Raw genomic sequence first — 24424 nt, 5'->3', positions numbered from 1 at the left:
TGTGAGTCACGAAGAACAATATTTTCAAGCTTTTACTGCTACATCGGCAGCATATATAACGGGGCTTGGCATTCAAGGATTGAGGGTGCTTGAAGATCCAGAAGAAGGGTTATATCTGGAAGATGTAACTTCCTTTATTCAGCTTAGTGGTGTTATTCAAGGTGGTGTCATTCTTACTGTTGATCACTCTTTGGCTGGGGCACTTGCTCGCAAATTTATGCTGGAGGAGATTACTGAGGAGGAAGCGGCACAATACGGGGTTGAGGTAGTTGCAGAAATTTCCAACGTGATTTCCGGAAATGCTTTGACAGACCGTGACGAACATGATATTTTTTTAGGAGCGCCCTTAGTGATCGTGACCAAAAAAGCGGAGCTTCGATCAAAATTCAGTAATTTTTTCGTTAGCAGATTCCAAACGGATTCGGGTAATTTTTATTGTATATATATCCCTTCACAAAATAAATCCGAGCTTGCTCGTATACTTGCAATCTAATCTACCTAGATTTGGAGGATTCAAAGTTGTGGCTAACGTTATGATAGTGGACGATTCTACAGTAATGCGGAGAAATATCAAGCTCATTCTTGAGCGGGCTGGACATAAAGTTGTGGTCGAAGCGACGGATGGCAGAGAAGTATTGGCCAGCTACATAAACCATAAACCGGATTTGGTTACGATGGATATTACGATGATCAATATGGATGGCATTGAAGCGCTGCAAATTTTGCTGAAGTCATTTCCTCAAGCAAAGGTTGTTATGATCAGTGCGGTCGGACAGAAGCAGCAGGTATTGGACGCAATTAGATCGGGTGCCAAATCATATGTTGTGAAGCCTTTTGAGGCAGATAAGCTGTTGGAAATCATCGAAAAAGTATTGTTAGCCGGGTAATTAGCAATTATACATAGGTAGATCCAGAAGCAGCCGTCTGCAGAGAGATTCTGAGGACGGCTGTTTGTTTGCGTCTACTAAAGTCAATTGGGGTACTAGAGAAAGATAGTACTTCTTTTCCTATAAGGGTCGGGTATACTAATCATATGGTAATCGAAAGGGGAGCTTACTTGTAAAGCTCTATCAAGAAGCTCACTAAAATCGGTTTTTACGAAATATCGGTAGATGCTTACGAAGTAAGTTTTCTACGAAAACGGAGTAGATGCTTACGAAGTAAGTTTTCTACGAAAACGCAGTGGATGCTTGCGAAGTAAGTTTTCTACGAAAACTCTAAGGTGGTGCACAATGAGCAGAAAATGGCTGGAGCATGAGGGGCCTGAGTGGGTCAATAAACAGATTATAAACCGGGAGCAATATGAACAAATATTAGCATTATATGATGATAAAAAGCATGCTATAGGGGTACTTCCGCTGCTCGGTAGTATACTGGTCGGTTTGGGGATTTTAAGCTTTATAGCCGCGAATTGGCAGGAGATTCCTCAATTAGTCCGACTGGTTATGATTATAGTGCTAATGGTCGCTTTCTACGCAGGTGGAGAGCTGTTCCGTAAAAATGAGCATGATCGGCTTGGGCTTGCCATGACGGCTTTGGGTTTGGTCTGCTTTGGTGGAGGTATTGTTTTAATTGCACAAATGTTTCATTTGGTCTCCTACGATATTACGTCGTTTATCATCTGGGGTTCGGTAGGTACGCTGCTGACGTATTTGTATCGAAGTAAGCTGCTGTACTTGATGAGTTTGCTGATTTTCACGATTGCACAGCTGTATGGGATCATAGAGCATCATCAGTTTAGTTTTGTCTGTTTTGCAATCATGGTGGTTGGATTAGGCTATTATAGCTGGAAACGACAGCATGTCGGTGTGATCTGGTGCTTTGCGGTAAGCTTCGTTCTGCAAGCATTGATGCTTGTCATCGAACAGGAATGGAAATTCCTATGGGTGTTTGTGCCTGTGATGCTATTGTATGCACTGGGCGACTGGTTAAAAGACCGAAGCTCAGGATTTGCACTACAGTCCGTACCGCTTGCGTCAGCATTTCTATTTGCAATCGTGATGGTGCTTGTCTTTGATGATTTTACTCGAGGCGACCGTTTTGAACTGCTGGCGCAGATTCCTTATTTCATGGGTTCCTTGTTGGTCATATTCGCTATATCTCTGTATGGAAAATGGAAACATAAACGGATCTCCAGTGCGTTTGAATGGATTTTGGCAGTGCCCTTTATCTACTTGAATTCAGGCATTGCAGTCATGTACCTGCTGGCGCTGTTCACCTTCTCCTTTTACGTATTATGGAGAGGGTATATGGAGCAGTGGCGCTTCAAGATTAATTTTGGCACGGTGCTGTTTATATGTACGACAATGGTAGCTTATTTTAAATTAACGTGGGATTTTATGGATAAATCATTGTTTTTTATTATTGGTGGTTTATTGCTGCTAACGTTAAGCTGGTTCTTAAATCGCAGGAAAAAAGTTGTTCTCCAAGAAACTAAAGATGGGGGGAACCGCAATGAGTGATCAACCGATGAAAACAAAACGCCGTTTAACGATTCTTCTTATCGTAGTTGTACTTCAAGTGTTGTTCCTCGGCGGAATTGCAACCTCCTACTACGCTGTTGGCTGGTGGGGTACTGAAGTCAAAATTAAAACCGTACCCGTCGATCCGCGTGATTTTTTATACGGTGATTATGTAACACTTGGTTACGAGATTAGTACATTGAATCCCCAATTATGGAGGGATGCTGGAAACAAGCCTAGTAAGGGAGAAGCTGTCTATGTGCTGCTGAAGCCTTCTGCCAACGGACTGTATGAAGCAGCAGGAGTTTACCGGAGCAAGCCATCTACGCAAGCGGGTCAGGCTGTGTTGAAGGGAACCGTCGTTTATAGCTGGGATGAAACGATTCGTGTTGAATACGGACTGGAGCGTTACTATGTACCGGAAGGTACAGGAAAAGAGCTCGAAAGTGAGGCCCGCAATATGATTGTGATAGTGAAGATTGCCCCTTGGGGACAAGCAAGAATTGATGGGCTTGAGGAAGCGACACGCTCGTAAACGGTGAGTGGGAGATGCCGGAACGACATGCAACGCCGATTCACCTTTCTATTAAAGAAACTCATCATGGATATAGGGAAAGGAAAAGGCGCCCGACGGGTGCCTTTTTAGCGTTTAATCAGTGTTTGATATCCCACGTTCAACTTCATTCACCTATCATATGGACAAGGTCAGGTTCTTAACCTGTTAACATGTCTGTTGTTTAATCTTCATTTCGGCTGGGCTCGCGGTATGAATTGTCCCCATCCTCTCGCCTTATCGTCAACTTTACCCTGCTCTGCCACTATCTTGCCCCGTACGATGGTATAGACCGGGAGCCCTCGAAGCTTCAATCCTTCGTAGAGTAAGGCTGTTTCCCGAGCAACCGTATAAAGTTCATGAATATTTACGGTTCGTTGTGCACTCATATCGACGATAGTAATGTCGGCATCGGTTCCAATTCCGAGAGTGCCTTTGTTTGGATACATTCCGAAGGTTTTGGCCGGATTCACAGACATGAGTTCAACCAGCTTATACATGGAAAGCTTTCCTTTATTAACTTGATCCAGCATAAGTGGAAGAGTTAGCTCTGTACCGGGAAAACCAGCGGGAGATTTCAAAATATTCGTATACCCAAGCTCCTTGAGAGTTTTCGGGAAAGGGGAATGATCGCTCGAAATATAATCGATGGTTCCGTCCTCGATATAGCTCCACAACGCTTCAATCTGCTGGGGACTGCGAAGAGGAGGATTACATTTGCCGTAAGGGCCGAGCTTCTCCAGATAGCTATCATCAAATATTAAGTAATGCGGGCACATTTCGGCATAAATACGAATACCGTCCTGCTTGGCACGCTTAATGATTTTTAACGCTTCAGGACTTGACACGTGACAGCAGATGACTGGAACATGCAACTGTTCGGCAAAAAATACGACCCTGTTAATGGCGCTGGTTTCTACGAGCGTATTTCTGGCTAACAAATGCTTGTTATAATCGCCCTCGACAAACGTGCGTTCTGCAAATTCCGAGAAATAGCTTAACAGTTCTTCATGTTCGGCATGTAGAGCGAGCGGCAAACCGGTTTGCGAGATTTGCTTAAAGCCCTCATACAAATCGCGATCGCTCGTCATTGTGAAACCTTCGAATTCCAGCTCTCTACCAGTTGGAGCTTTGTGCATAAATGTTTTGTATGCAGATATCCCTTCGTTTGAGAGCGGGATGATATCATCCAGATGGTCACTGCCGGCAGCTCCATACAATCCGTAATCGATTAAGGCCTCCGATTTTAATATTTCCTTACGATTATTTAATAGGTCTGTGTTATAGGTGCATGGGAAAGAATTCGGCATTTCAATGATGCTTGTGATCCCGCCAGCAGCCGCAGCACGAGTTCCGGTAAAAAATGTTTCAGTAGAAGAAGGATCTTTGGCAGGCTCCCGGAAGTGAACATGTGCGTCAATCATGCCTGGTAATACATATAAACCTTCCGCATCAATAACACGTTCTGCGTCAAACTGAACATGGGGCTCCGTAATGATATGAATCTTGCCATTTTTTACTCCGATATTGGCTAACTGGAAGTTCTCTTCCAATCGGTAAACGAGCCCGTTTTTTATCCATAGATCAAGCTTCATGTTTAGGCCTCCAAATGAAAATAGTAGAATTGGAATTTATTTATTATCATATAATGATAATTAATTATTATTAATTGATAATTATCATAAATGATTATTTGGATTATTTCAACATCGAAATTTTAATACAACAAAAAAGCCGTATCCTCTGGTAAGAAGATACAGCTCCGTGCAGCGTAGGACTATATGTTTTGCTCGATTTGCTTGGCTGCCTTTTTTAAGCTTGTGATTAATTGCTCTTTATCTTTCTGAATCATTCGTTCTCTTGGACCTGCGACGCTAAGTGAGCCGATGATTGTATGGGTTGAAAAGATCGGTACCGCATACGTATACACGCCTTCGTCGAGCTCATTGTCAGATTCAGCATAACCATTCGTTCTTATTGCTTTCAAATTATCCAGAAGTGCAATCTTGTCGGTAATTGTATTTTCCGTATGCTTTTGAACAATGCCATGCTTGAACAATTTGTTAACGGCGTCATTGCCCATATAGGCAAGGATGGCTTTGGAGGAAGCGCCTGCATAAAGTGGGATGAATATCCCAGGCTCTGAAGAGACTTTAACCATGTGAAAGGAAGATGAAATATTTTCAATACAAATCGTTTGAAAGCCGGATAAAATAACCAATACCGTTGTTTCCTGTGTTTCATTCATTAATTTCGTCATAACCGGCGTAGCTGCGAGAGAGAGCTCGTTGTTTAAGTTAATCATATTATTCATTTCCAGAAAGCGAAGTCCCAAACGGTAAGTCCCTCTGTTCGTCTCCAGAAGATACTTCTTTTCTTTGAGAATGCGGATGTAACGGTACACGGAGCTTTGAGGAATATTCATGATTTCAGAAATCTGAGGGACACTAAGCTCCTTTGTTTCCAGTGTATACAAATCCAAAATTTCTAATGTTTTTCGTGTACTCACTTCTTTCATCCTTCCGACTAATATTTTAAATTGAATTCTTATGTTGAAAATTGAGGGTAGACGAAATATAATGTTGTTAATTCGATTTAATTATCAACTATCAGTATTATATTATCAATAATTGATAATTACAATGAAAATCATTAAAATGCTTCATACAGGGAGGGACAAAAGCTCATTTCCACGCTGTTCCATTTATTAGATCACAAAAGTGAAAAAAGATAAAGAAAGAACGTCCTCAGTTATTTTTAAAATGATAACGCTTCATCGATGTTATGATACATAACACAAAATATCACATCGTTTTATTATTAGTCGTTTTGTGATTTACGTGTTATATAATATGACATAAAATTATTGACAACTTATTTTAGGTGTTGTAAAGTAAGACCCACGTTATATTTCACTACATGAAAACACAAAATTCGACAAAATATTTAGCAGCTTTTGTATATGCTCTAGCATTTTGTCGGGCCAAATGGGGGTTGGGAAACTGTAAAACGGGGGTCGAAGCACGGATTCATTTTTGTATCAGATCATGCACTTGTTCAAGCTTACGCGATAACAAATCATTTTAGGAGGCAAAACAATATGAAAAAACAAACTTCCTTGGTACTCGTTCTTATTCTTTCCCTGGTGCTGCTGATCAGCGCTTGTTCCAGTTCAGCTCCCGCACCGGCAGCTAACGGAAAATCTGATGCGGGGTCAAGCAATGTAAAAGGTCTCCTGGCTGATATAAAGAAACGCGGTACGATCGTGATTGCTACAAGCGGCAACAATGCACCGACTATTTTTCCTAATGAAAAGAATGAGTTGGTAGGTATTGATGCAGAATGGGCAAAAATTATTGCGGACCATCTAGGAGTCAAAATTGAATGGAAGCGTATGGATTTTAGCGGAATTATTCCAGGTTTAATGACGGGTAACTTTGACATCGGCTTGTCCGGTATCGGTGTAACTGAAGAGAGGCTTAAAACGTTGGATTTCTCGGAACATATTGCTTATGACGAGGTCGTTGCGGTTTATAACAAGAAAACAACCGGTATTAACAGTCCTGAAGATATTAAAGGACGTATTGTTGGTGTTGTTACAGGCTCTTCCAATGGTGATGCTCCGGCTCGTAAAATCGGTGGGTACAAAGAGTTGAAGACCTATCCTGGACAAGCTGAAGCGTTCCATGATTTGCAAAACGGTCGTATCGAGGTCATGGTTACCGGTAAAATGCTGGCTGGACATTGGATTAAAACAGAAGGCAAGGATTATATGGTATCTCCTAAAGGATTAGAAGGCCGTAAGCTGGCTGTAGCCATGAAGCAAGGCGAGCCAGATCTGAAAAATGCAATTAATGAAGCGATTCTTGCAGCCAAAAAGCAGGGGAAATATGAAGAAATTGCCCAAAAATGGTTAGGTTCTACGTTCTCTCAATAAATCCGTAATAGCGCTCAAAATCAGTTGAAGGAGTAGATTGCCATGATCAAGTGGGACGTTATTATCACTTATTTTCCGGCTCTTTTGGAGGGTGCACTAATTACATTGGAGGTTTCCTTGCTAACTATGGTTATTGCTACCATTGCGGGAACATTTCTGGCGCTTATGCGCATCTCTAGTAATCGTACTATGCGATCCATATCCATGGTATACATGTGGATCATGAGGGGAACACCCTTGCTGCTCGTACTGTTTTTCGTCTATTACGCATTTCCGAGCTGGGGTATTCGTCTTCCGGCGTTCGCAGCTGCGATCTTGGCCATGTCGATGAATTCTGCAGCGTATAAGGGAGAAATTATACGTTCTGGTATACAGGCCATTCCACGTGGGCAAATCGAATCGGCGATGGCTATCGGGATGAGCTATGGACAAACGATGAGACGTATCGTTCTTCCACAAGCCGTTAGGATTATCATTCCGCCATACATTAACAATTCAATTTTGCTAATCAAAAACTCGGCATTAGTATCATCCATCACAGTAACGGATTTAATGCTGAACAGCCAACAAATTTACAGCGCAACCTACCGTCCAGTTGAGATACTGGGTACAGCTGGCGTGCTTTATTTAACGATGACCAGTCTTCTGATGTGGTTTCAGATGTGGGCCGAGAAGAAGCTGTCCTATTATAACCGCTAATGGATTTTGATGCAGAGGAGCTGTTGACATGAAACCGATTCTACAGATTCAAGGGTTGCGGAAATCATATGGGAATCATGAGGTATTAAAAGGCGTTGATTTGTCGGTTAATAAAGGAGAAGTTATCGCTGTTATTGGTCCGAGCGGAACGGGGAAGAGCACTATGCTTCGATGTATCAATTTCTTGGAGGAGCCGACAGCAGGTTCGATCTGGCTTGGCGATGAGAAGGTGGAAAGCTTGACTTCCAAAGCGAAGGCAAGAACATATCACCCGCAAATAACGAGGCTGCGCACCCGGGTAGGTATGGTTTTCCAGCAATTTAATCTATGGCCGCACAAAAGTGTTCTGGAAAATATTATTGAGGGCCCGATGTTATTGAGGAATATAGCAAAAGCAGAAGCAATTAATAAAGCCAAACATCTTCTGGAATTGGTTAAAATGATCGACAAAGCTGATAAATATCCCGCAAGTCTTTCCGGAGGCCAGCAGCAGCGCGTGGCTATTGCAAGAGCACTGGCCATGGAGCCAGATGTGATGCTCTTCGATGAGGTGACTTCTGCGCTTGATCCACAGCTGGTTGGGGAAGTATTGGAGGTCATGACCAATTTGGCCCAGGCGGGAATGACGATGCTTGTTGTAACTCATGAGATGAAGTTCGCCGAGAATGTATCTAGCCGGGTACTATTCATGGACGGAGGCGTTATTGCCGAGCAAGGCACTCCCCAGCAGGTGTTCCGAAATACGGAGCACGAAAGAACACGGAGATTCCTGTCTTCCGTCCTGTAAGGATAGACAGTTGATTCCCGTACCCTATATGAAGCAGGTGGATTATCATGATCATTGTTACCGGCGGCGGCGGATTTGTGGGCAGTCATATCGTGGAACGTCTAGCTCATCGTGGAGAAGAAGTGTTGGCCGTAGATCTGCATGAGCCTGCCCAGCCCGTTAAGTCGCTTTGGGAGCCTTATCGGCAACGCATTCGGTTTGAACAGGTGGATATCACGGATAAAAAATCTTTGATTGGGCTTTTTACCGGCAATCATGCGAAGGGTGTCGTCCATGCGGCAATGATTACTCCTACCGCTGATCGTGAAAAGGAGGAACCGGAGCGTATTCTGCACATTGGCGTCGTGGGCAGCTCGCTCGTTATAAACACGGCTGCCAGACATGGCGTCAAAAGGTTTATTTATCTGAGTTCAGCGTCCATATATGAACCCATAACGGATCCGCACTGCGTTCTGGGAGAAATGGATCGGCTGCAGCAAACAGGGTTGTATCCGTTGACGAAGGTAGCTGGTGAATGGATGACGCGTTATTTATCTGAATGCTCCGGAATGGAAGCTGCTTCAGTGAGGATTGCGGCCTGTTATGGTCCGCTAGAACGAAATACTGGTGCGCGGACTCTCATGTCTCAAGTATGGAAGGCTGTTCACAGGGCCAGGAATAGAAAGCCGCTTCTTGTGGGCTCCCCAGACTATAGACTTGATTTCAGCTATGTCAAGGATATTGCTGAAGGTATTGTTGAGCTGCTGCTCGCTCCGAATATGGAGCATGATGTTTACAATATTTCTGGTGGGAGCGGCTATTCGTTGTTGGAATTAGCGGAAGCTGTAGCAGGGATGATCCCCGGAACAGAAATACGGGTGACTGAAGAGCAATCTGACGATGTTTTATTTGCCAAAAAGGGCAGCCGCGCAGGACGCTTGGATATTGCAAGGCTCACAGACGGTACAAGCTTCGTACCTATCTATAATCTTAACTCTGGATTAGCTGATTACTTGAAATGGCTTGAGAAGCATGAATTTTAGTGAAAGCTAACTGGCTGAGCAGCTAACCGGAGGCTGACGGATACAGGAAATGGAGTGAGGGAGCATCATGAGAGTTCAAGGAAAGACTGTTCTTGTCACGGGAGCCGGATCAGGAATTGGCCGAGCAATAGCGTTATTGTTTGCAGTGGAGGGGGCATCCGTAGTTGCATCGGATATATCGGATAATGTGGTTCAGACTGTCGAACAAATTCGGGCTCAAGGCCGACAAGCAGCTGTCGTTATCGGTGATGTCGGTGATCAGTCTGCTTGCAACCAAATGGTCAACACAGCACTAGAGTCCTTCGGAGGTCTGCATGCCGTCATTCACGCCGCTGCGATATCGCGAAAAGGTACGGTTACGACAATGAAGGAGGAGGATTGGCTTGATATCCTTAATGTCAATCTGAATTCTGTATTTTATTTAAGCAAGGCCGCCGTACCGCTGCTTTCCAGAGAGGGTGGAGCAATTCTGTTCATTGCCAGCCAGCTTGGACTTGTCGGCACGCAAGATTCCATAGCCTACTCAGCCGCTAAAGGGGCTGTGGTAAATATGGCGAGATCGATGGCTTTGGATCATGCACAGGATGGAATCAGGGTCAATAGCCTCTGCCCGGGGCCCGTTGATACGCCGTTCCTTCATGCCTCATTTCTAAGGCAGGCCGATCCGGAAAGGGCTCGGATGTTGTCGCTCGATAAAATCCCATTGGGCCGTTTCGGTACATCGCAGGAAATTGCTAATGCTGCTTTGTTTCTTGCTTCCGATGAGGCTTCCTTTATTACGGGAGCAACGCTGGTTGCGGACGGCGGTTACACAGCTCGGTAACAACCAAGGCCTCAAGACCTCATCACGTGTCACTATCGGATAGCGTTGAGGCTGACTTATAAGTAGAAGTGTATCTTCTGTAAAGGCAGCTTGATTTGTTTGATTAAACCGATAACTTATGAAGGAGAAGATCATATGGATTTAAATCTGCAAGGAAAAGTAGCTTTGGTCATTGCCTCCAGTCAAGGCTTAGGCAAGGGGATAGCCGCCGAACTGGTAAAGGAAGGCGCTAACGTTATGCTTACTGGTCGAGATCAGGAGAAGCTTCAAACCGTTAAAAATGAACTTGAGCAGCTTGGTACAGGTAAGGTGGCTTTCCATCCGGCAGATATAACGAATCCGGCACATATACAACAACTTGTACAAGTAACCCGCGATACTTATGGAAGAATAGATATTCTCGTCAATAATGCAGGTGGTCCCCCATCAGGGTCGTTTGAACAGTTCTCGGATGAGCAATGGCAGGCGGCTTTTGAGCTCAATCTATTAAGTTATATCCGAGTAATCCGTGAAGCTCTGCCTGATCTGAAAAAGCAAGGCGGGCGCATTATCAATATGGCTTCTTCTTCTATTAAAGTGCCGATACCGGGATTACTTCTGTCCAATACTTTCCGTGCCGGTATCGTAGGTTTAACCAAAACATTAGCTGAAGAGCTGGCTCCTTACGATATACTTGTCAATACGGTTGCGCCTGGTCGTATAGCCACAGAGCGTGTTGCCTTTCTTGATAACCTAAAAGCACAAAAAACCGGAAAAACGCGTGAGCAGGTAGAGGAAATGTCCAAACAAGCCATCCCGCTCGGTCGTTATGGGACTGTGGAGGAATTTGCAAAGGTTGTTACTTTCCTGGTTTCAGGTGCAAGCTCTTACATTACAGGCAGCTCGATACTTATAGACGGCGGAATGATTAAATCTATATAAAAGGATGAGGTGTGCAGTATGAGCAGTATTCGCAACATATATTGTGTAGGCAGAAACTATGTATTGCATGCTAAGGAATTAAATAATGAGGTTCCTACCTCACCCTTCATGTTCTCCAAGCCCACACATGCGCTAGTGGAAGCAAACGGCAACACAATTGTGCTGCCAGGTGAACGTGGTTCCGTTCATTATGAGACCGAGCTTGTTATTCGTATAGGCAAACCCTATGAAAAAGGAATCGCGGTTGATGAACTGGTGAATGGATTGGCCATAGGCATTGACTTTACTTTGCGTGATATTCAGAACGAAATGAAGAAAAGAGGCTATCCTTGGCTTTTGGCCAAAGGGTTTCCGAATTCTGCCGTTGTAAGCAAGTTTGTTACTTTCCCTGGGGTTGAGCGATGCAAGTCTATGGACTTCGTGCTAATCAAGAATGGGGTAAAAGCTCAACAAGGCAACATTCAACATATGCTGTTTGATTTACAGACCATTATTGACTTCTCCGCGCAACATTTTGGCCTTGGGGAAGGAGATATCATTTTTACAGGAACACCTGAAGGCGTGGGTGAGATTGCTGATGGCGACCATATGAGCCTGCTATGGGGCGGCCAAATCGTTGGGGAATGTACAGTGCATCTGGCTTGAGATTGATCCAGCTTACCTCCGCAGCCAAGTAACGAACAAGACTTACTATAGGAAATGAAAAGGACCTGATGGTAAATTTACCATCAGGTCCTTTTCATATGTTTGAGCAAGCGTGTGTGGTCCGACAACACGATTTACTTGCGCCTTAGCGTCAGCCAAATGACACCGGCAATCACAGCAAGCATACCGACAAAGGCAATGATGAATATCGAACCGTCCAATTCATATTGATCACGACCTGTGAGAAAATCACGGATCTGATTGGATTTAGGTTTGGCGGTTGTCTTAGGGGGAGCCGGTTCTTCAAAGGTATGAACTTTATTCTGGCTGTCGATAACGACGAATTTACCGGATAGCTTACCGCTTTCTGTAGGACTTGTCAGTACCTCGCTAATCGAGCTTACTCGATCTGGGGATGTAGCGGCCATTAACAGCAAGCTTTTGTTCTCATTCAACGGTGAGCGAGACAATTGGATAACGGCTGAGCGGCTCTGCAAATTGCCTAACAATTTTACATTTTTGACAAGCGAGCTGACTTGCTCTTCTTTAAATTGTACCGAGCTATCAGCAAAACCATTCATGAATTCAGGGAGATCTTTGCCAGTACCAACATAAAGGATATTACGATCCCTCAGAAGATCCTTTAGCCCTGCCGCTGATACTTTGGCTATAGTTAATTCCGTATTATCCTGTGCACTTCTGCCAATAATTCCAACAGCAGTCATTGCTACATTCAGCTCTTTCGTTCCGATTTTGTCGGGAAAAAGGAATGTAGTCTGGTTCCAACGGTTGTTCATAACAAATGAGTAGGGTATCGACTGCAGATTAAAGCTCTTTCTTTCAACAGGTGTGTATGTTAATGAAGAAGCATTATCAATAACGGCCCAGTTCCCAATCAAATTCGGATCTACACAAGTTTCCTGCTGCTGTTTCTGCGTATGATTTGCAAATTGAAAGGTTACTTCAATCTCAAGCCTTCGGGAAGCTCCAATAGTATCTTGGGTAAAATCAATTTCCAGTAAGCCTGAATCGCTAGTTGCTTCGCTGAGCTTATGGCTGTCAACAGGTGTACCATTTAACTTCACAGTAATAATAGAGTTTCCTAAATCAATGGACTTGGAGTGCTTAAAGGCTAATGTAAGTCGTGCGCCGTTCTGAATATCCACATAAGCGGGAAGATTGTAGTTAAACGTGGTGCTGACCTGCTGCATACCCCCAATAGAAAGATTAGCATAACCAATTTTCTCAAAGCTCACCGTATAAGGAGTGCCTAATTTGAACTCATTCAGCGGTTCCTGTTTTTTCATAGAAGCAGGAATCGAGGACGTTGTGCCAAGCAGTTGAGAGTATAGCGATTCATCCGTTAATATGGATACTGCATTCTGGATTTCTTCTTCCTTACCCGTCACGACCAAACCGCTTAATTCCGGATTCCATAAGGATTGTCCTACACCTATAAAGCCTTGTCCTTGAAGTGCGGGGTCGGCCTGCTTACGGTAGGCATCATTTATGGATTGACCACGTTCCTTCCAATGTCCAGTTTGACCGATCCAAATGGTGTTGTTCTCACGTAAAAGAGTGTCTGTTAGATCAGATTCCGTATAGATCGGAATGTTTATTCGAGTTGCCGATGCTTGGGCTGAAAAGAATTGCACCAGCCTAGCAGCTGAGGTGAACTCTACCTGCACAATATCGTCGGGGACGATAAGGATGGTTTGAATAGGCTGCTGGCTGCCCCGCTCTAAGAAAGGACTTGGATACCAGGTTAGATCAACGTTCGCGTAATTTTTTCCGAAATTCAAGTGCATACTGCTATTTTTACTTATAGTTAGCCAATTGGCTGGATTATTCGGGTCTGGACAAACGTTTCCGGAAATTTCCATGTGTGTGATGAAGGAAAGCTTATGATAACCGGAATTTGTAACATAATTAGTGACATCCAAACGCAAACGCGCCTTCTCTTTATTGGAATTGTCCAAAAGAACATTACCTACAGGAGTATCATCGATCAATAAAGTTAATGTTGAGGTTTTGGAGAGCAGTGTCGCTGCATGTCCGAATTCGATATCAACGAACGAACCGGGAAGTACTTTTCGACCTTTCCCTATCTCAAAAAAAACGTCCTCACGGGCATTGGCTCCCTTAAGCGTATGATCCTCCAAAAAAATGGGGGAATCTTCAATGTTTTTTGGGGTTGAAGATGAGATGACAGGACTACTTGACGGAGCAGCAGAAGGCACTGCTGGATTATTGCTGGAAGGAGCAGCAGTTGGTGTTAAAGCGCCAGTTGCATCAGGTGCTGATACGGTATTGGTTTCTAAAGCCCAGATAAAGGGCGGGTTCATTGTGGTTAAAATAACCATAAGCACTAACATACCTATACTTGAACGCAATAAAGATTTCATCGAATGAGTCACTTCCTTAGGGATTTCTTTAACGGGTACGTTCGGTTCGGCCGGTGTGTTGTAACCTGTTACTCAGCACTAAACTTTAATTCCTGCTGAGCTTTCTCCAAAATTTCATAGCAGGTCATGCCATGTGGAGGACAATCTACCTTACTATGTCTAAGTTTGGCAGTAACGGAACCTTTACCGCGAGGACGAGTTAGCAGCATCGAGTTAAAATGATCATCCAGCCAAAGCTCTGCTATGCTGGAATTTGCTCTTTCCGTTCCCGAAAGAAGCATGGCGAATTGTCCGTCCTCCAAGTAAGCTTTAACCTCAACTTCAGGCATGATATCGTTTATTAGATCGGCAACCTTTTCCAGAAAAAGCTGTGTCTGCTCGTAACCATATTCCTTTAAAAAATCGTGGAATTGATTAATTTCGACAATCATAAGGGATAACTTGCGCTTGTTACGTACACCCATAAATATGGCTTCCTCAAACTGTCTCAGAAATACATCGTGATTAACAAAACCCAAGGATTCGGCAATGACAAAAGGTTCATCCATATAGGACTCACTGTCCTTTCTATTGCTTATCAGCGAGCTTCTGCCTTTGTTTTTGGATTGAACGCCTCGTTTACTTATTCCCCCTATGAGCGAGAAAAAGGGAAAGCAGAGTAACCAAATCAATTCGTTCCAGCCGACTGTCGCTATATGATTGCGCACGTATAATTGATATATAATGGAACACCCGTAAACTGCAATAACAAAAAAGGTAACCATCAAGGTGTGATCCGTTCTGCGAAAATAACCGAATACTCCCAATAGTACAGCTACTATAAACCACAACGTATTCGTTGGATAAACCTGGCTAGTCATTATGAGATAAAGAGTTAGAAACCCAATGGAAAGCACTTGAAGAAAAATATTGGCGTATAATCTGTCTGATGGTTTCATATCTTCCATTCTCCCTCCAAATCATTCTTATTTATACATGAGGCTATTACAGGTTTCGACATAACTATATTCCCCAAAGGTTATGAATTTACCTTTTTTAAAAACAAAAAACGAAATGCAACAAATTATTTTATTAAGATAAACGATAGCATAAGGAACTGCAACGAATTTTTGTATAAGTTTTTAAAGTTGAATATACATAAAAAGACTACCTGCAAGAGCATATTTCTGCCCAAGGGTAGTCTAATTAAAGTGAAACCTATTTAGTTGTTCAATGTGGCAGCTAGTCTTCTTACGGGACCATTTGGTGTTTCGATGACCTCGTAAATTTTAAGTACGATTGGGTATTCCAATTGATCCGAGGTTGAATCTGTGAAATAAATAAGCTGTTCACCTGAGGTCAAACGACCTTCACCATTGAGGATTTGCGTGTTGGTTGCGATGCGCCTGCCATCCTTGGTTTCCAATTCAAGTAAAAGCTTGTTGTAGTTGCTGTCCACCATCAAAGGTGCAGGTGTTTGTAAGTCCATATTGATTCGCAGCTTGTAGCTGTATTTGTAGCTCAACGTTGTGGGATTGGAAAGAGCAATATTGGATAAAGCCCAATCATGAATCGTAACCTCATAAGGATATAGCATAAGTTTCGTTGTATCTTGTAATGGTTTGTTGACGGTCAAAATTGCCTGTGCAAAATTGATTTTGTATGGAGCTGCTGTTTTGTTATCAATTAATCGCAGATTATATTGATCCATCGTACCGCTAACGGGAAGCACGAACGAGTAGTTTACGAGATAATCCGTTCCAGGTACGACCAAATTGGTTGATGCATTAATTCGATTCCCGGCGTAGATAGGACCATTACCCATCAGCTCTGCGGCAAACTGGGGAATAGGCAGCGGCTTATCACCTTTATTGGAAAATCTCATCTTGACGATCCCGGTGCTATAACCCATCCCTTTATTTTCATAAATCTGAAAATCGGCGACAGACACATTGATGTTCGGGTTTACAACATTGTTGATCGGATCGATTGGAATTTGTGTATTTAATAAATAGGATGAGGCATTTGTACTATCTGACAACTGTTGATCTGCAGCAGGTACGCCAAAGCTTAAACGACCGATATAATAGGTAAGGTTGGCTGAAGCATCCGACCGGTTCGGAATTTTAAAAGCTTCCGGTGTCGATAATGTGAAGCTGTTAAGCTGTGTGTCCAAGTCGGTGGGAATCGTCCAATACAGGTATTTCTTTTCTCCAGGATCGAGGGAGCTGACGCTTTGATCGGCTCTGGCTCCTTTGTAGTTTTGGGTGCTGGACTTGCCCGCGATGATAAATCCGGGAATAACCTCGGTTTGTTTACCTGGATTTTGCACAAGCAGCTTGATGACCTGCACAGGGGTCTGATCTTTGAAATCTGTAGTCAGGTTGATAGGCGTATAGGTTAACGCCGAATCCAGAGAAGGGATCGTAAAGGCTTCGCCCCATTTTTTAATGAGCGTTGGATCTGAGATTACGGATTGGTCACCATACCACACCAGATTGGAAACAGGCAGATCAAGCATTGTAGTTTCGACCTTCGGATACACGTCTTTGTTCACGTCGACCCAAACGATGCTTGTTGGCTTCAGATTATCAGCTAATTCAACCTGAGCCATATAGCTAAGCTCGATATTGGACATCGGAGGGACCGAAATGGCGTTGTCCGAGCTGCCGCGGAGCACATAGCGTGCTCCATTGCCCGTTACGACCCGAATCTCATAATCCGGGACTCTCACTGTATCATTGGAAACATTATACATTTTGATAGTGGTGCCAATCCGTGTTCCGGTTAAGGTGTGCTCGCTTAGCAAACCATTGATTTTCACCTGAAGAGAACCGGTCAGTACGGAAGGATAACGCGTATCTACGACAGAGGCTTGCGGCTCATCAGCAAATACGGCGTTGTAAGGAAGTGATAGAAGAAGCGATGAGATCAAAATAACAGATAAAGCTTGTTTTCTAACTTTTTTCATCAGATAGCCTCCATTTACAATTCAAACTTATTTTCTTAATTCAATTTTGTCCTTGTCCTTTAAATCCTGAGTTCCGGAGACGACGACTTGCTCGCCTTCCTTGATCCCATCGACAACTTCCCGATTCGTATCGGCAACTCGGCCTAAGGAAACCTTGCGTTTTTCTGCCTGATCGTTAGCCGCAACAAACACGTAGCTGTCGTTGCCTTCCTTGACGATGCTGGCGGTTGGGATTGTAACGACGTCCTGAGAAGCGCCGCCTCCAAGCTGCAGCTTGACCCTCATCCCTGATTTCAGCTTTTGATCGGGATTGGGCACGCTTAGCTCAAGTACGTAGGTTTTACTTTGTGGGCTCATTACATCTGCCAGATAAGTAATCGTGCCTGTCATCGAGGTATTGCTTCCTTGGGTAACGAATGGAATCGTCGTTTTGCCTTGAACATATTTCATCGAGCTTTCGGTTAAATCGGCGTGGACCTTAATGGGGTTAAGCTGTTGGATAACACCGGCTACATAACCTGCCTGCACAGTGATACCCTGCTCAGGGAACAGATCGGTCAAAACGCCGCTAATCGGTGCTTTCACTTCAAAGTCGGATAAGGTTTTGTCAATATCCCGAAGGGAAAGCTCAGTTGTTTGCTGTTGGATACGCAGTGTTGCCAGCGGATCGGTTGCATCCAAATTAGCCAGCTGTTTATGGGCTGTGTCCAGATCCAGGCGGTTCGTCTTAATCTGGGTTTCAATCTTCTCAAGCTGGGCTTTGGTAGCCAGACCTGCATCGTAATCGTTGCGGGTATTATTGTAGCTTTTTTCCTGATCGGCAATCAGGATTTCGAGCTTTTGAACAGTGTTGGTAAGTACGCCTCGATTTGTGGAGATGTCTTCACGGGTTTTATTAATTTGGGCCTGCAGATTTTGTAAAGTAAGATCGGTTTTTTCTTTGTTTCTGGAAGCATCTACAGAATCGAGAACGAGTACAACCTCGCCTTGAGTAACGGAATCACCGCGTTTTTTAAGGATTTCTTTCACGTCACCACTTACTTTGGCCAGCATATTGACCTGGGTTGAGGAGACTACATCCGCATCGAGCTCGGTTTTATCTTCCATTTTTTGTTTGGCAGCAGGTGCGGTTTTGACTGATTTGGCTTGATTACTGCTGGCATTTGTTGTTGAGCAGCCGACTGCAACGGCTCCGCTTAAAGCGATGATAAGTCCGGTTTGTATCCATCGTTTCCACTGAATGGGATAGTTGTTCATTTGAATAGATGCCCCTTTACAATAAAATCAGTAATAACAGCTAATTATTCGCCCATCACGTGCTGTTTGGGTGCGCCGCTAACTTTGGTATTTTTCAAAAATAAGGAAAGCACAGCAGCGATAACAGAGAGCACAGCCGTAATAATAAATACATCATCCAAGCCCATGACGGTTGCCTGCAGCTGTACTTGACCGTTCAGATACGCCAATGCGCTTGAGCTCGCCTGAGTAGCTGATTGTCCCATACTTATATACTGATTCTGCAGCTGTGAGAATTGAGTTGCGACGTTCGTTGAGAACATATTCAATTGATCGGAAAGATCTGCAATATGAAAAGTTCGACGATCTGAATAGAGCAGTCCCAGCCAAGCGATACCGAAGGATGAGCTGATTTGTCTGACAGTGTTGGACAGCGCTGTTCCTTGGCCCATCTTGTTCATCGGAATGGTGTTCATTCCAACGGTTTGAATCGGCATCATCATCAAGCCCATTCCCATTGCACGGAACACGAGCCAGAAAATGAGTGTGGAAAATGCGGTTGTAATATCCAATGCCGAGGTCAGGTACAGCGCTACTCCTGTGAGGAGAAGGCCGATGATAGCCAGCAGACGTGCACCAAACTTATCGAATAGAGCACCAGCTATGGGCATCATAATTCCCGACATAACGGCCTGCGGCAGCAAAATCAAACCCGTCTGTACGGCAGATAAACCGGAGAGAGTTTGTAAAAATACCGGAAGCAGGAACAAAACGCCCATCATGATCAGTGTCGAAATACTGGAAATGACAAGGGAAAGGGTATACGTGGTGTTTTTTAACAAGCTTAAATCCAATAATGGGTAGTCGATCGTTAATTCGATAGCTACAAAGATAAGGAGACACACCAGGCCTAATGCTATGAAGGCGATGACCTCGTGATCCGTCCAGCCTTTCTCCGTTACTTTGCCGACCCCATACAGTAAGGACGCTAACCCAATACTGGAGGTAAGAAAGCCCCAAAGATCAAATTTACTGGCAACAGGAGATTTAAATTCCTTCAAAACCGCCATTGCTAGAAAAAAATCAAGAATACCAATAGGTACATTAATGGTGAAAATAAGTCTCCAATCCAAATATTCGACGATGTAGCCGCTTAGTGTAGGACCTGTGGCCGGTGCGAACATAACGGCAATTCCGAATAAGCCCATAGCCATACCGCGCTTTTCTGCAGGAAACATCCGGAAGATCATAGCCATGGAGATAGGCATCAACGCACCTCCGCCAGCAGCCTGAATAATGCGGAAGATGATCATCGAGCTGTTGCTCCAAGCAATCCCGCAGAGTCCTGAGCCGATGGTAAATATAATCATCGCGAGCAGGAAGATACGCTTATAACCAAAGCGGTCACCCAAATAACCGGTTACCGGAACCAAGGCACCACTCACTAATGCATAAGCTGTAACAACCCATTCGATCTCGGATTGATTGACACCGAAAACGGACATCATTTTGGGAATGGCAACATTCACAATACTCATATCGAGAATAGCCATAAAAACGGCAATGATGACAGCAAGCATGGCGAGACCTGAACCTTTGCTTTTACCTTCAGGGGCTTTATTGGGAGCTGTATGTAAAATAGGGGCATCCGTAGATGGGTCCTTTGTTGACACTCGGTTTCCTCCTTTCTCTATGGTGCGGGTTTAGCGGTTACTTCTCGATTTTGACGGTTGCATTCAGTCCTGGCACCAGTCGTTTACCTTGATAGTTGTCAATCGAAATTTTGACGGGAATCCGCTGAATCACCTTTGTAAAGTTACCGCTTGCGTTTGATGACGATAATAATGAGAAGGAAGAGTTGGTTCCGAGTCCTAAGCGTTCCACATGACCCGTGATCACAGCATCCGGGAAGGCGTCTACTTTAATCGTGACCTTATTGCCAATCTTGGCATCGGCGATCTCTGTCTCCTGCAAATTGGCTGTCACATACAGCTTGTCGAGATTCGCACTCATTGCAATTGCACTGGAGGGGGAAACCATTTGATCCTTTACGCCATTAAACTGAATAATCGTACCTTCCTCGACAGCGACAATCTCTTGTAATATTGCAGGCGTATTGCCACGAGCAGGCGTTGTTTCTACCATCCCGAGGATATCTCCTTTTTTGAAGGAATCGCCTTCCTTGTAGTTCCACTCAATCAGCTTTCCAGCTCCGGGCGTGCCGATTGCACGTAAATCACCTGCAATTTTGGCATCTTCGGTGTTGATAAACTTGCTGGCCATCGCAAAATAATAAGTTCCGCCAGCACCGCCTCCAAGAAGAATAATAGCTAGAACGGTTAAAATAATAATTTTTTTCTTCATAATATGGTTATAGCTCCTCTCTATTTATATTGGATCTTGTAAATTAGTCAGCATTTTGCGGGCGATTGTAATAAACTGCTCGCTTTCCTCAGGCTCGAGACTGCTCATCATGCAGCGAAGCACTTTTCTGCGTCTTTCCCTTTGTTCGTGGACCAGCACTCTCGCCTCAGGTGTTAGCTCAACCCAGACGACTCTGCGGTCGATTTCATCTCGGTTACGTGCGACATGTCCGTCACGAACTAACCGATTGATTGCAAGCGTAGTTGCGCTAGGGGAGAGGTTAAGCTCGTCGGCAAGGTTACTGACAGTTGCTCGTTTCTTGTTATCCAGAGTGATAAGAAGCAAATACTGCTGCTTGGAAAATTTGATCGATTTGACCGATCCCCATTTATTCGTTCGGTGCATGGCCATTAAAATCAATTCTTCCATTCGATCCAGCTTTTGTTCCAAATCCTCCATCAGGTCACCTCCTTATCCAGTAGTGAATGCAATTGTTAAGCGATAATTAGCTTGCATGAAAGATATTTTATGCTAATTAGTTTTAAGTTAAAACTATATACCAAAAAATATCACAATTACCAATCTATCGTCAACACAATTATTTAGGCATAAAGACCTGTGCAGAACAAAAGCTTGGGCAAGTTCTCCATGCATGTTAAAATGAACATTACAACGTTAATTAATAATAAATAAAGGGGCATAAAGCTAATGACTGATCACCGCAACCTCTTAGAGCTGGAAGAGGCAGCGAGACAACTATTTCGTAAAATATCGGTCTCATGGTCCAAGTTTAATGAAAATGGTATGACACCTGCTCAGGGCTTTTTGTTGGAGAGGCTTGAAATTGAGGGGCCTCTTAAAGCATCTCAGATCGCCGATATGCTGTGCTACACGCCAGGAGCGATTACAACATTATCTGATAAGCTGATTGCCGCAGGTCTGGTCGAAAGGGAGAGGACCGATGAAGATCGGAGAGTCGTTTACTTAAGCATTACAGAAGCGGGACGACAAATGCTGGGTACGATCCGATTGCAGCGTAGAGCAAATGTTGAAACTTTTTTCGGTGATCTGGCGGATGAGGATATTCAGCACTTGATTCGGATATTTAAGGAAGTCGTTTATAAAGAAAAAGTATAGAATCCCACTTGGACAAATTAGGGAAGATGCATTCAATGTAGATGGATTTACAGACTTAAGGAGGCTTACAACAACATGGATTTAGAGGAATGGTCATTGCCGGGGGACATGTTGATCTGGGACCGGACCGAGCAGACAGAGCATAGCGATGTGCTTGTCCCCTTTGCACTGGATGAGCTGTTGTCCAGAAGAGTGGGAGTAGGAGGTGCGCCGATTGTGCATCTTTGGAGGCATCCGCGAGCTTTTGTCATGGGTTTGCGTGACAGTCGCTTGCCTCATGCTTTACAGGCCATGGAGTGGCTGGAAGAACAGGGCTATTCGGTAATCGTTAGAAATTCCGGTGGCGCCGCGGTGCCGCTTGATCTAGGTGTAATCAATATCACACTGATCCTGCCCAAGCGTCAGGGAAATATAGATTTTCGTCATGACTTTGAAACGATGTTCCGTTTAATCAGTGAAGCCCTGCATAAGGTAACTTCGGATGTATCGAAAGGCGAAATCATTGGTTCCTATTGTCCGGGCGATTATGATTTAAGTATTAGGGGTCGCAAATTTTGCGGGATTGCCCAGCGGCGCCAAGCGCATGCTATTGCGGTACAAGCATTCGTCGTTGTACGTGGTGTTGGCAATCATAAGGCTGAATTGGCCAAGCAATTTTACAATATTGCGACAGGTGAGAAGGCAGTCGAAGGTACCTGTGATACGGGAGGGTTGTGCTTTCCAAAAGTTACGGAAGACAGCATGGCAAGTCTGGAGGAATTGATCGGATTAAAGGACGAGCAGGCTTTTATTGATTCTATCAAAGAGTCGGTCAGATCGCACAAACAAAAGTCTGATAAACAGGCATCCCTTGATCTGCCCGATCAAGCCGAAATAGCTACAATGGTCCAAACCCTGCGAAGCCGCTATGGACTAAAATAATAAAAAAGCACCAAAAGTCCGGTGAATAAGTCCCGCTGCGCGGCCAAATATCCTTCCGATCGCTGTTGTTTCCGTATTATTTTGATTCTATAAGATATATTTAGAGGTAAAAGTACGGAAACAAAGGCGAGCGCTTGCGCTTCTCCAGGATCATTTGGCCGCTCCGCTCTATATTCACCATATAACATAAGTACACGGAGGTAATGTCCCGTAAGGGACGAATCCCCTCGTGAAGAAATAGCTCTACTCACGAGGCCTGCCCACAGGGAATAAAGCGTCTCGAGAACACAACACCCGCACCCGCTCGAACCCATCCAATCCAGCCCCAAGCGTGTCCCGTAGGGACGAAAGCGCCCCGAGAACACTACAAGTCTCGTCCAATCGAATCCATCCCCAAGCGTGTCCCGTCAGGGACGAAAGCGTCTCAAGAACAAAACAGCCCGCACACGATCAAACCCATCCAATCCAGCCCCAAGCGTGTCCCACAGGGACGAAAGCGCCCCAAGAACACAAAAGTCTGCGTGCGATCGAACCCATCCAAACTAGCCCCTAGCGTGTCCCGTCAGGGACGAAAGCGTCCCGAGAACACAACAGCCGTCGTGTCCGATCCAGGGGAGTCCAGAGGGCCAAGCCCTCTGGGGCCCTCCCTTCAAGGGAGGGTGGGGAGGGTGCCCCCCCTTATAGGAAGAGCTTCAACGCCTCCGGAAGCTCCTTTTGCCAAAAGCCCCATACATGCTTGCCAGGCTTCTCAATATAAGTGAGATTGCAGTTCCTCGCTTCGAGAAGCTTTTTGGTTTGTCGATTGGCCTCCAAAAAATCGTAGGTGCCTCCCTGTGTGACGATTTCGAGCTCGTCCGTTCCAATCAGCATGTACAGCTTCAGCCAAGACAAATCGGTTTCCTTGGCAACTTGCTCTTGCGTTTGATGCAAAAATGCACCGGATAAGGATAGGACGTTGCAAAATAGGCTACGATAATTTAAGGCCAGATGCAAAGAGACGGTTCCTCCCAAGGAATCTCCGGCAATGATTCGATCCTTGGCTGTACTGCCGACAGGAAAACGGCTTTCTATAAAGGGCAGCAGCTCCTGTGAGAAAAAGTGCGTATAGGCATTAAAACGTGCTTCCCCAGGAGCATATTCGGAGGTTCTCGTTGCGATGTCCACATCGACACCGACGATGATTGCAGGCTGAATGCCCTCATCATAAATTAGATGGTTCATGAGTGTGGCAATTCGCCCGAAGTTAAAAAACTGCTCGCCATCCTGACAATATATGACGGGATACGTGTTTAGCTCCTGATAACCAGGGGGTAAAAGGATTCGAACAGGTCTTTCTTGACTTAATGAGGCTGAGGGAACCAGTTCTTTTACAATCGTTCGTTTATAATAAAGGGCGTCGTCCATAGGGGGTTACTCCTATTGTATTAGTATAGTTTTGTGGATTTTATTAATCTGTACTATATAATTTTGAAAACTGTTATACAGGTTTGGCAAGATAGAAATCATATTTTTCAAGTAAGTAGTTGTGTTATGAGTGAAAACAGGTTTATAATACTACTATA

23 protein-coding genes are annotated in these 24424 nt (G+C 44.3%); 13 read left to right on the top strand and 10 right to left on the bottom strand.

The features are described 5' to 3' along the window. Position 1: 1 nt before the first annotated feature. The 4 genes from BM210_RS00345 to BM210_RS00330 all read left to right on the top strand — a co-directional run bounded on the left by BM210_RS00345 (position 2) and on the right by BM210_RS00330 (position 2997). Entirely contained in the window at positions 2 to 493 is a 492-nt protein-coding gene (locus BM210_RS00345) for a chemotaxis protein CheX (protein WP_091163475.1), read from the top strand. A 28-nt stretch (positions 494 to 521) separates the two neighbouring features. After that, a complete protein-coding gene (locus BM210_RS00340; RefSeq protein ID WP_091163474.1) occupies positions 522 to 887 on the top strand; it encodes a response regulator in 366 nt (121 codons plus the stop codon). A gap of 345 nt (positions 888 to 1232) precedes the next feature. After that, complete coding sequence (locus BM210_RS00335) at positions 1233 to 2462, top strand: DUF2157 domain-containing protein (protein WP_091163472.1); 1230 nt, start codon at positions 1233 to 1235, stop codon at positions 2460 to 2462. Beyond that, entirely contained in the window at positions 2455 to 2997 is a 543-nt protein-coding gene (locus BM210_RS00330; protein ID WP_091163470.1) for a GDYXXLXY domain-containing protein, read from the top strand. Before BM210_RS00335 ends, BM210_RS00330 begins: the two co-directional genes overlap by 8 nt. A gap of 209 nt (positions 2998 to 3206) precedes the next feature. Here BM210_RS00330 and BM210_RS00325 read toward each other — a convergent pair whose 3' ends face one another. Both BM210_RS00325 and BM210_RS00320 read right to left on the bottom strand, forming a co-directional pair. After that, positions 3207 to 4610: a dihydroorotase gene (locus tag BM210_RS00325; protein ID WP_091163469.1), complete on the bottom strand. Its 1404-nt coding sequence runs from the start codon at positions 4608 to 4610 to the stop codon at positions 3207 to 3209. 182 nt (positions 4611 to 4792) lie between these two features. Beyond that, on the bottom strand, positions 4793 to 5524 hold the full coding sequence (locus tag BM210_RS00320; protein WP_177237565.1) for an IclR family transcriptional regulator: 732 nt from the start codon (positions 5522 to 5524) through the stop codon (positions 4793 to 4795). Between the two features lie 591 nt (positions 5525 to 6115). On the opposite strand from BM210_RS00320, the gene BM210_RS00315 reads away from it, so the two are divergent. The 7 genes from BM210_RS00315 (at position 6116) to BM210_RS00285 (ending at position 11849) form a co-directional block, all read left to right on the top strand. Next, the gene (locus tag BM210_RS00315; protein ID WP_091163465.1) at positions 6116 to 6952 is read left to right on the top strand and encodes a substrate-binding periplasmic protein; all 837 of its coding nucleotides are present in this window, start codon (positions 6116 to 6118) and stop codon (positions 6950 to 6952) included. Positions 6953 to 6994: 42 nt separating this feature from the next. Then, positions 6995 to 7651, top strand: a complete 657-nt coding sequence (locus tag BM210_RS00310) for an amino acid ABC transporter permease (protein WP_091163463.1) — start codon at positions 6995 to 6997, stop codon at positions 7649 to 7651. A gap of 37 nt (positions 7652 to 7688) precedes the next feature. Beyond that, entirely contained in the window at positions 7689 to 8438 is a 750-nt protein-coding gene (locus tag BM210_RS00305; protein WP_091164600.1) for an amino acid ABC transporter ATP-binding protein, read from the top strand. A gap of 47 nt (positions 8439 to 8485) precedes the next feature. Further along, a complete protein-coding gene (locus BM210_RS00300; RefSeq protein WP_091163462.1) occupies positions 8486 to 9460 on the top strand; it encodes an NAD-dependent epimerase/dehydratase family protein in 975 nt (324 codons plus the stop codon). Positions 9461 to 9527: 67 nt separating this feature from the next. Continuing rightward, positions 9528 to 10283, top strand: coding sequence for an SDR family NAD(P)-dependent oxidoreductase (locus BM210_RS00295; protein WP_091163460.1), 756 nt, complete (start codon positions 9528 to 9530; stop codon positions 10281 to 10283). 135 nt (positions 10284 to 10418) lie between these two features. After that, positions 10419 to 11204: an SDR family oxidoreductase gene (locus BM210_RS00290; protein WP_091163459.1), complete on the top strand. Its 786-nt coding sequence runs from the start codon at positions 10419 to 10421 to the stop codon at positions 11202 to 11204. 18 nt (positions 11205 to 11222) lie between these two features. Next, positions 11223 to 11849, top strand: coding sequence for a fumarylacetoacetate hydrolase family protein (locus BM210_RS00285; protein WP_091163457.1), 627 nt, complete (start codon positions 11223 to 11225; stop codon positions 11847 to 11849). A 134-nt stretch (positions 11850 to 11983) separates the two neighbouring features. On the opposite strand, the gene BM210_RS00280 is transcribed toward BM210_RS00285, so the two are convergent. The 7 genes from BM210_RS00280 to BM210_RS00250 all read right to left on the bottom strand — a co-directional run bounded on the left by BM210_RS00280 (position 11984) and on the right by BM210_RS00250 (position 21263). Continuing rightward, on the bottom strand, positions 11984 to 14254 hold the full coding sequence (locus BM210_RS00280; protein ID WP_091163456.1) for a cellulose biosynthesis cyclic di-GMP-binding regulatory protein BcsB: 2271 nt from the start codon (positions 14252 to 14254) through the stop codon (positions 11984 to 11986). Positions 14255 to 14322: 68 nt separating this feature from the next. Next, positions 14323 to 15192: a diguanylate cyclase domain-containing protein gene (locus BM210_RS00275; RefSeq protein ID WP_177237564.1), complete on the bottom strand. Its 870-nt coding sequence runs from the start codon at positions 15190 to 15192 to the stop codon at positions 14323 to 14325. A 263-nt stretch (positions 15193 to 15455) separates the two neighbouring features. After that, positions 15456 to 17204 (bottom strand): hypothetical protein, encoded by a 1749-nt coding sequence (locus tag BM210_RS00270; protein WP_091163452.1) that lies wholly within the window; start codon positions 17202 to 17204, stop codon positions 15456 to 15458. 27 nt (positions 17205 to 17231) lie between these two features. After that, complete coding sequence (locus BM210_RS00265; RefSeq protein ID WP_091163450.1) at positions 17232 to 18461, bottom strand: efflux RND transporter periplasmic adaptor subunit; 1230 nt, start codon at positions 18459 to 18461, stop codon at positions 17232 to 17234. A 44-nt stretch (positions 18462 to 18505) separates the two neighbouring features. Further along, positions 18506 to 20113 (bottom strand): DHA2 family efflux MFS transporter permease subunit, encoded by a 1608-nt coding sequence (locus tag BM210_RS00260; protein ID WP_091163448.1) that lies wholly within the window; start codon positions 20111 to 20113, stop codon positions 18506 to 18508. Positions 20114 to 20150: 37 nt separating this feature from the next. Then, positions 20151 to 20804: an HlyD family secretion protein gene (locus BM210_RS00255; protein WP_091163447.1), complete on the bottom strand. Its 654-nt coding sequence runs from the start codon at positions 20802 to 20804 to the stop codon at positions 20151 to 20153. Between the two features lie 24 nt (positions 20805 to 20828). Then, positions 20829 to 21263, bottom strand: coding sequence for a MarR family winged helix-turn-helix transcriptional regulator (locus BM210_RS00250; protein WP_091163446.1), 435 nt, complete (start codon positions 21261 to 21263; stop codon positions 20829 to 20831). Positions 21264 to 21512: 249 nt separating this feature from the next. Between BM210_RS00250 and BM210_RS00245 the strand changes: the two genes are divergently transcribed. Together BM210_RS00245 and BM210_RS00240 are read left to right on the top strand one after the other, a co-directional pair. Next, positions 21513 to 21941 (top strand): MarR family winged helix-turn-helix transcriptional regulator, encoded by a 429-nt coding sequence (locus tag BM210_RS00245; protein ID WP_091163444.1) that lies wholly within the window; start codon positions 21513 to 21515, stop codon positions 21939 to 21941. Between the two features lie 75 nt (positions 21942 to 22016). Beyond that, a complete protein-coding gene (locus BM210_RS00240) occupies positions 22017 to 22862 on the top strand; it encodes a lipoate--protein ligase family protein (RefSeq protein WP_091163442.1) in 846 nt (281 codons plus the stop codon). 678 nt (positions 22863 to 23540) lie between these two features. On the opposite strand, the gene BM210_RS00235 is transcribed toward BM210_RS00240, so the two are convergent. Further along, the gene (locus BM210_RS00235) at positions 23541 to 24266 is read right to left on the bottom strand and encodes an alpha/beta hydrolase (protein WP_091163441.1); all 726 of its coding nucleotides are present in this window, start codon (positions 24264 to 24266) and stop codon (positions 23541 to 23543) included. Positions 24267 to 24424 lie beyond the last annotated feature (158 nt).

The sequence above is a fragment of the Paenibacillus sp. 1_12 genome, assembly GCF_900114475.1.
Taxonomy (GTDB): Bacteria; Bacillota; Bacilli; order Paenibacillales; family NBRC-103111; genus Paenibacillus_S.
The sequence above is the reverse complement of the archived record's forward strand: the minus strand, read 5'-3'. Positions and strand labels throughout refer to the sequence as shown.

Coding starts and splice junctions, on each gene's coding strand:
- BM210_RS00335 (WP_091163472.1), top strand. CDS start 1,233: ATGAGCAGAAAATGGCTGGAGCATGAGGGGCCTGAGTGGGTCAATAAA.
- BM210_RS00330 (WP_091163470.1), top strand. CDS start 2,455: ATGAGTGATCAACCGATGAAAACAAAACGCCGTTTAACGATTCTTCTT.
- BM210_RS00325 (WP_091163469.1), bottom strand. CDS start 4,610: ATGAAGCTTGATCTATGGATAAAAAACGGGCTCGTTTACCGATTGGAA.
- BM210_RS00315 (WP_091163465.1), top strand. CDS start 6,116: ATGAAAAAACAAACTTCCTTGGTACTCGTTCTTATTCTTTCCCTGGTG.
- BM210_RS00310 (WP_091163463.1), top strand. CDS start 6,995: ATGATCAAGTGGGACGTTATTATCACTTATTTTCCGGCTCTTTTGGAG.
- BM210_RS00300 (WP_091163462.1), top strand. CDS start 8,486: ATGATCATTGTTACCGGCGGCGGCGGATTTGTGGGCAGTCATATCGTG.
- BM210_RS00295 (WP_091163460.1), top strand. CDS start 9,528: ATGAGAGTTCAAGGAAAGACTGTTCTTGTCACGGGAGCCGGATCAGGA.
- BM210_RS00290 (WP_091163459.1), top strand. CDS start 10,419: ATGGATTTAAATCTGCAAGGAAAAGTAGCTTTGGTCATTGCCTCCAGT.
- BM210_RS00285 (WP_091163457.1), top strand. CDS start 11,223: ATGAGCAGTATTCGCAACATATATTGTGTAGGCAGAAACTATGTATTG.
- BM210_RS00280 (WP_091163456.1), bottom strand. CDS start 14,254: ATGAAATCTTTATTGCGTTCAAGTATAGGTATGTTAGTGCTTATGGTT.
- BM210_RS00275 (WP_177237564.1), bottom strand. CDS start 15,192: ATGAAACCATCAGACAGATTATACGCCAATATTTTTCTTCAAGTGCTT.
- BM210_RS00270 (WP_091163452.1), bottom strand. CDS start 17,204: ATGAAAAAAGTTAGAAAACAAGCTTTATCTGTTATTTTGATCTCATCG.
- BM210_RS00265 (WP_091163450.1), bottom strand. CDS start 18,461: ATGAACAACTATCCCATTCAGTGGAAACGATGGATACAAACCGGACTT.
- BM210_RS00255 (WP_091163447.1), bottom strand. CDS start 20,804: ATGAAGAAAAAAATTATTATTTTAACCGTTCTAGCTATTATTCTTCTT.
- BM210_RS00250 (WP_091163446.1), bottom strand. CDS start 21,263: ATGGAGGATTTGGAACAAAAGCTGGATCGAATGGAAGAATTGATTTTA.
- BM210_RS00245 (WP_091163444.1), top strand. CDS start 21,513: ATGACTGATCACCGCAACCTCTTAGAGCTGGAAGAGGCAGCGAGACAA.
- BM210_RS00240 (WP_091163442.1), top strand. CDS start 22,017: ATGGATTTAGAGGAATGGTCATTGCCGGGGGACATGTTGATCTGGGAC.
- BM210_RS00235 (WP_091163441.1), bottom strand. CDS start 24,266: ATGGACGACGCCCTTTATTATAAACGAACGATTGTAAAAGAACTGGTT.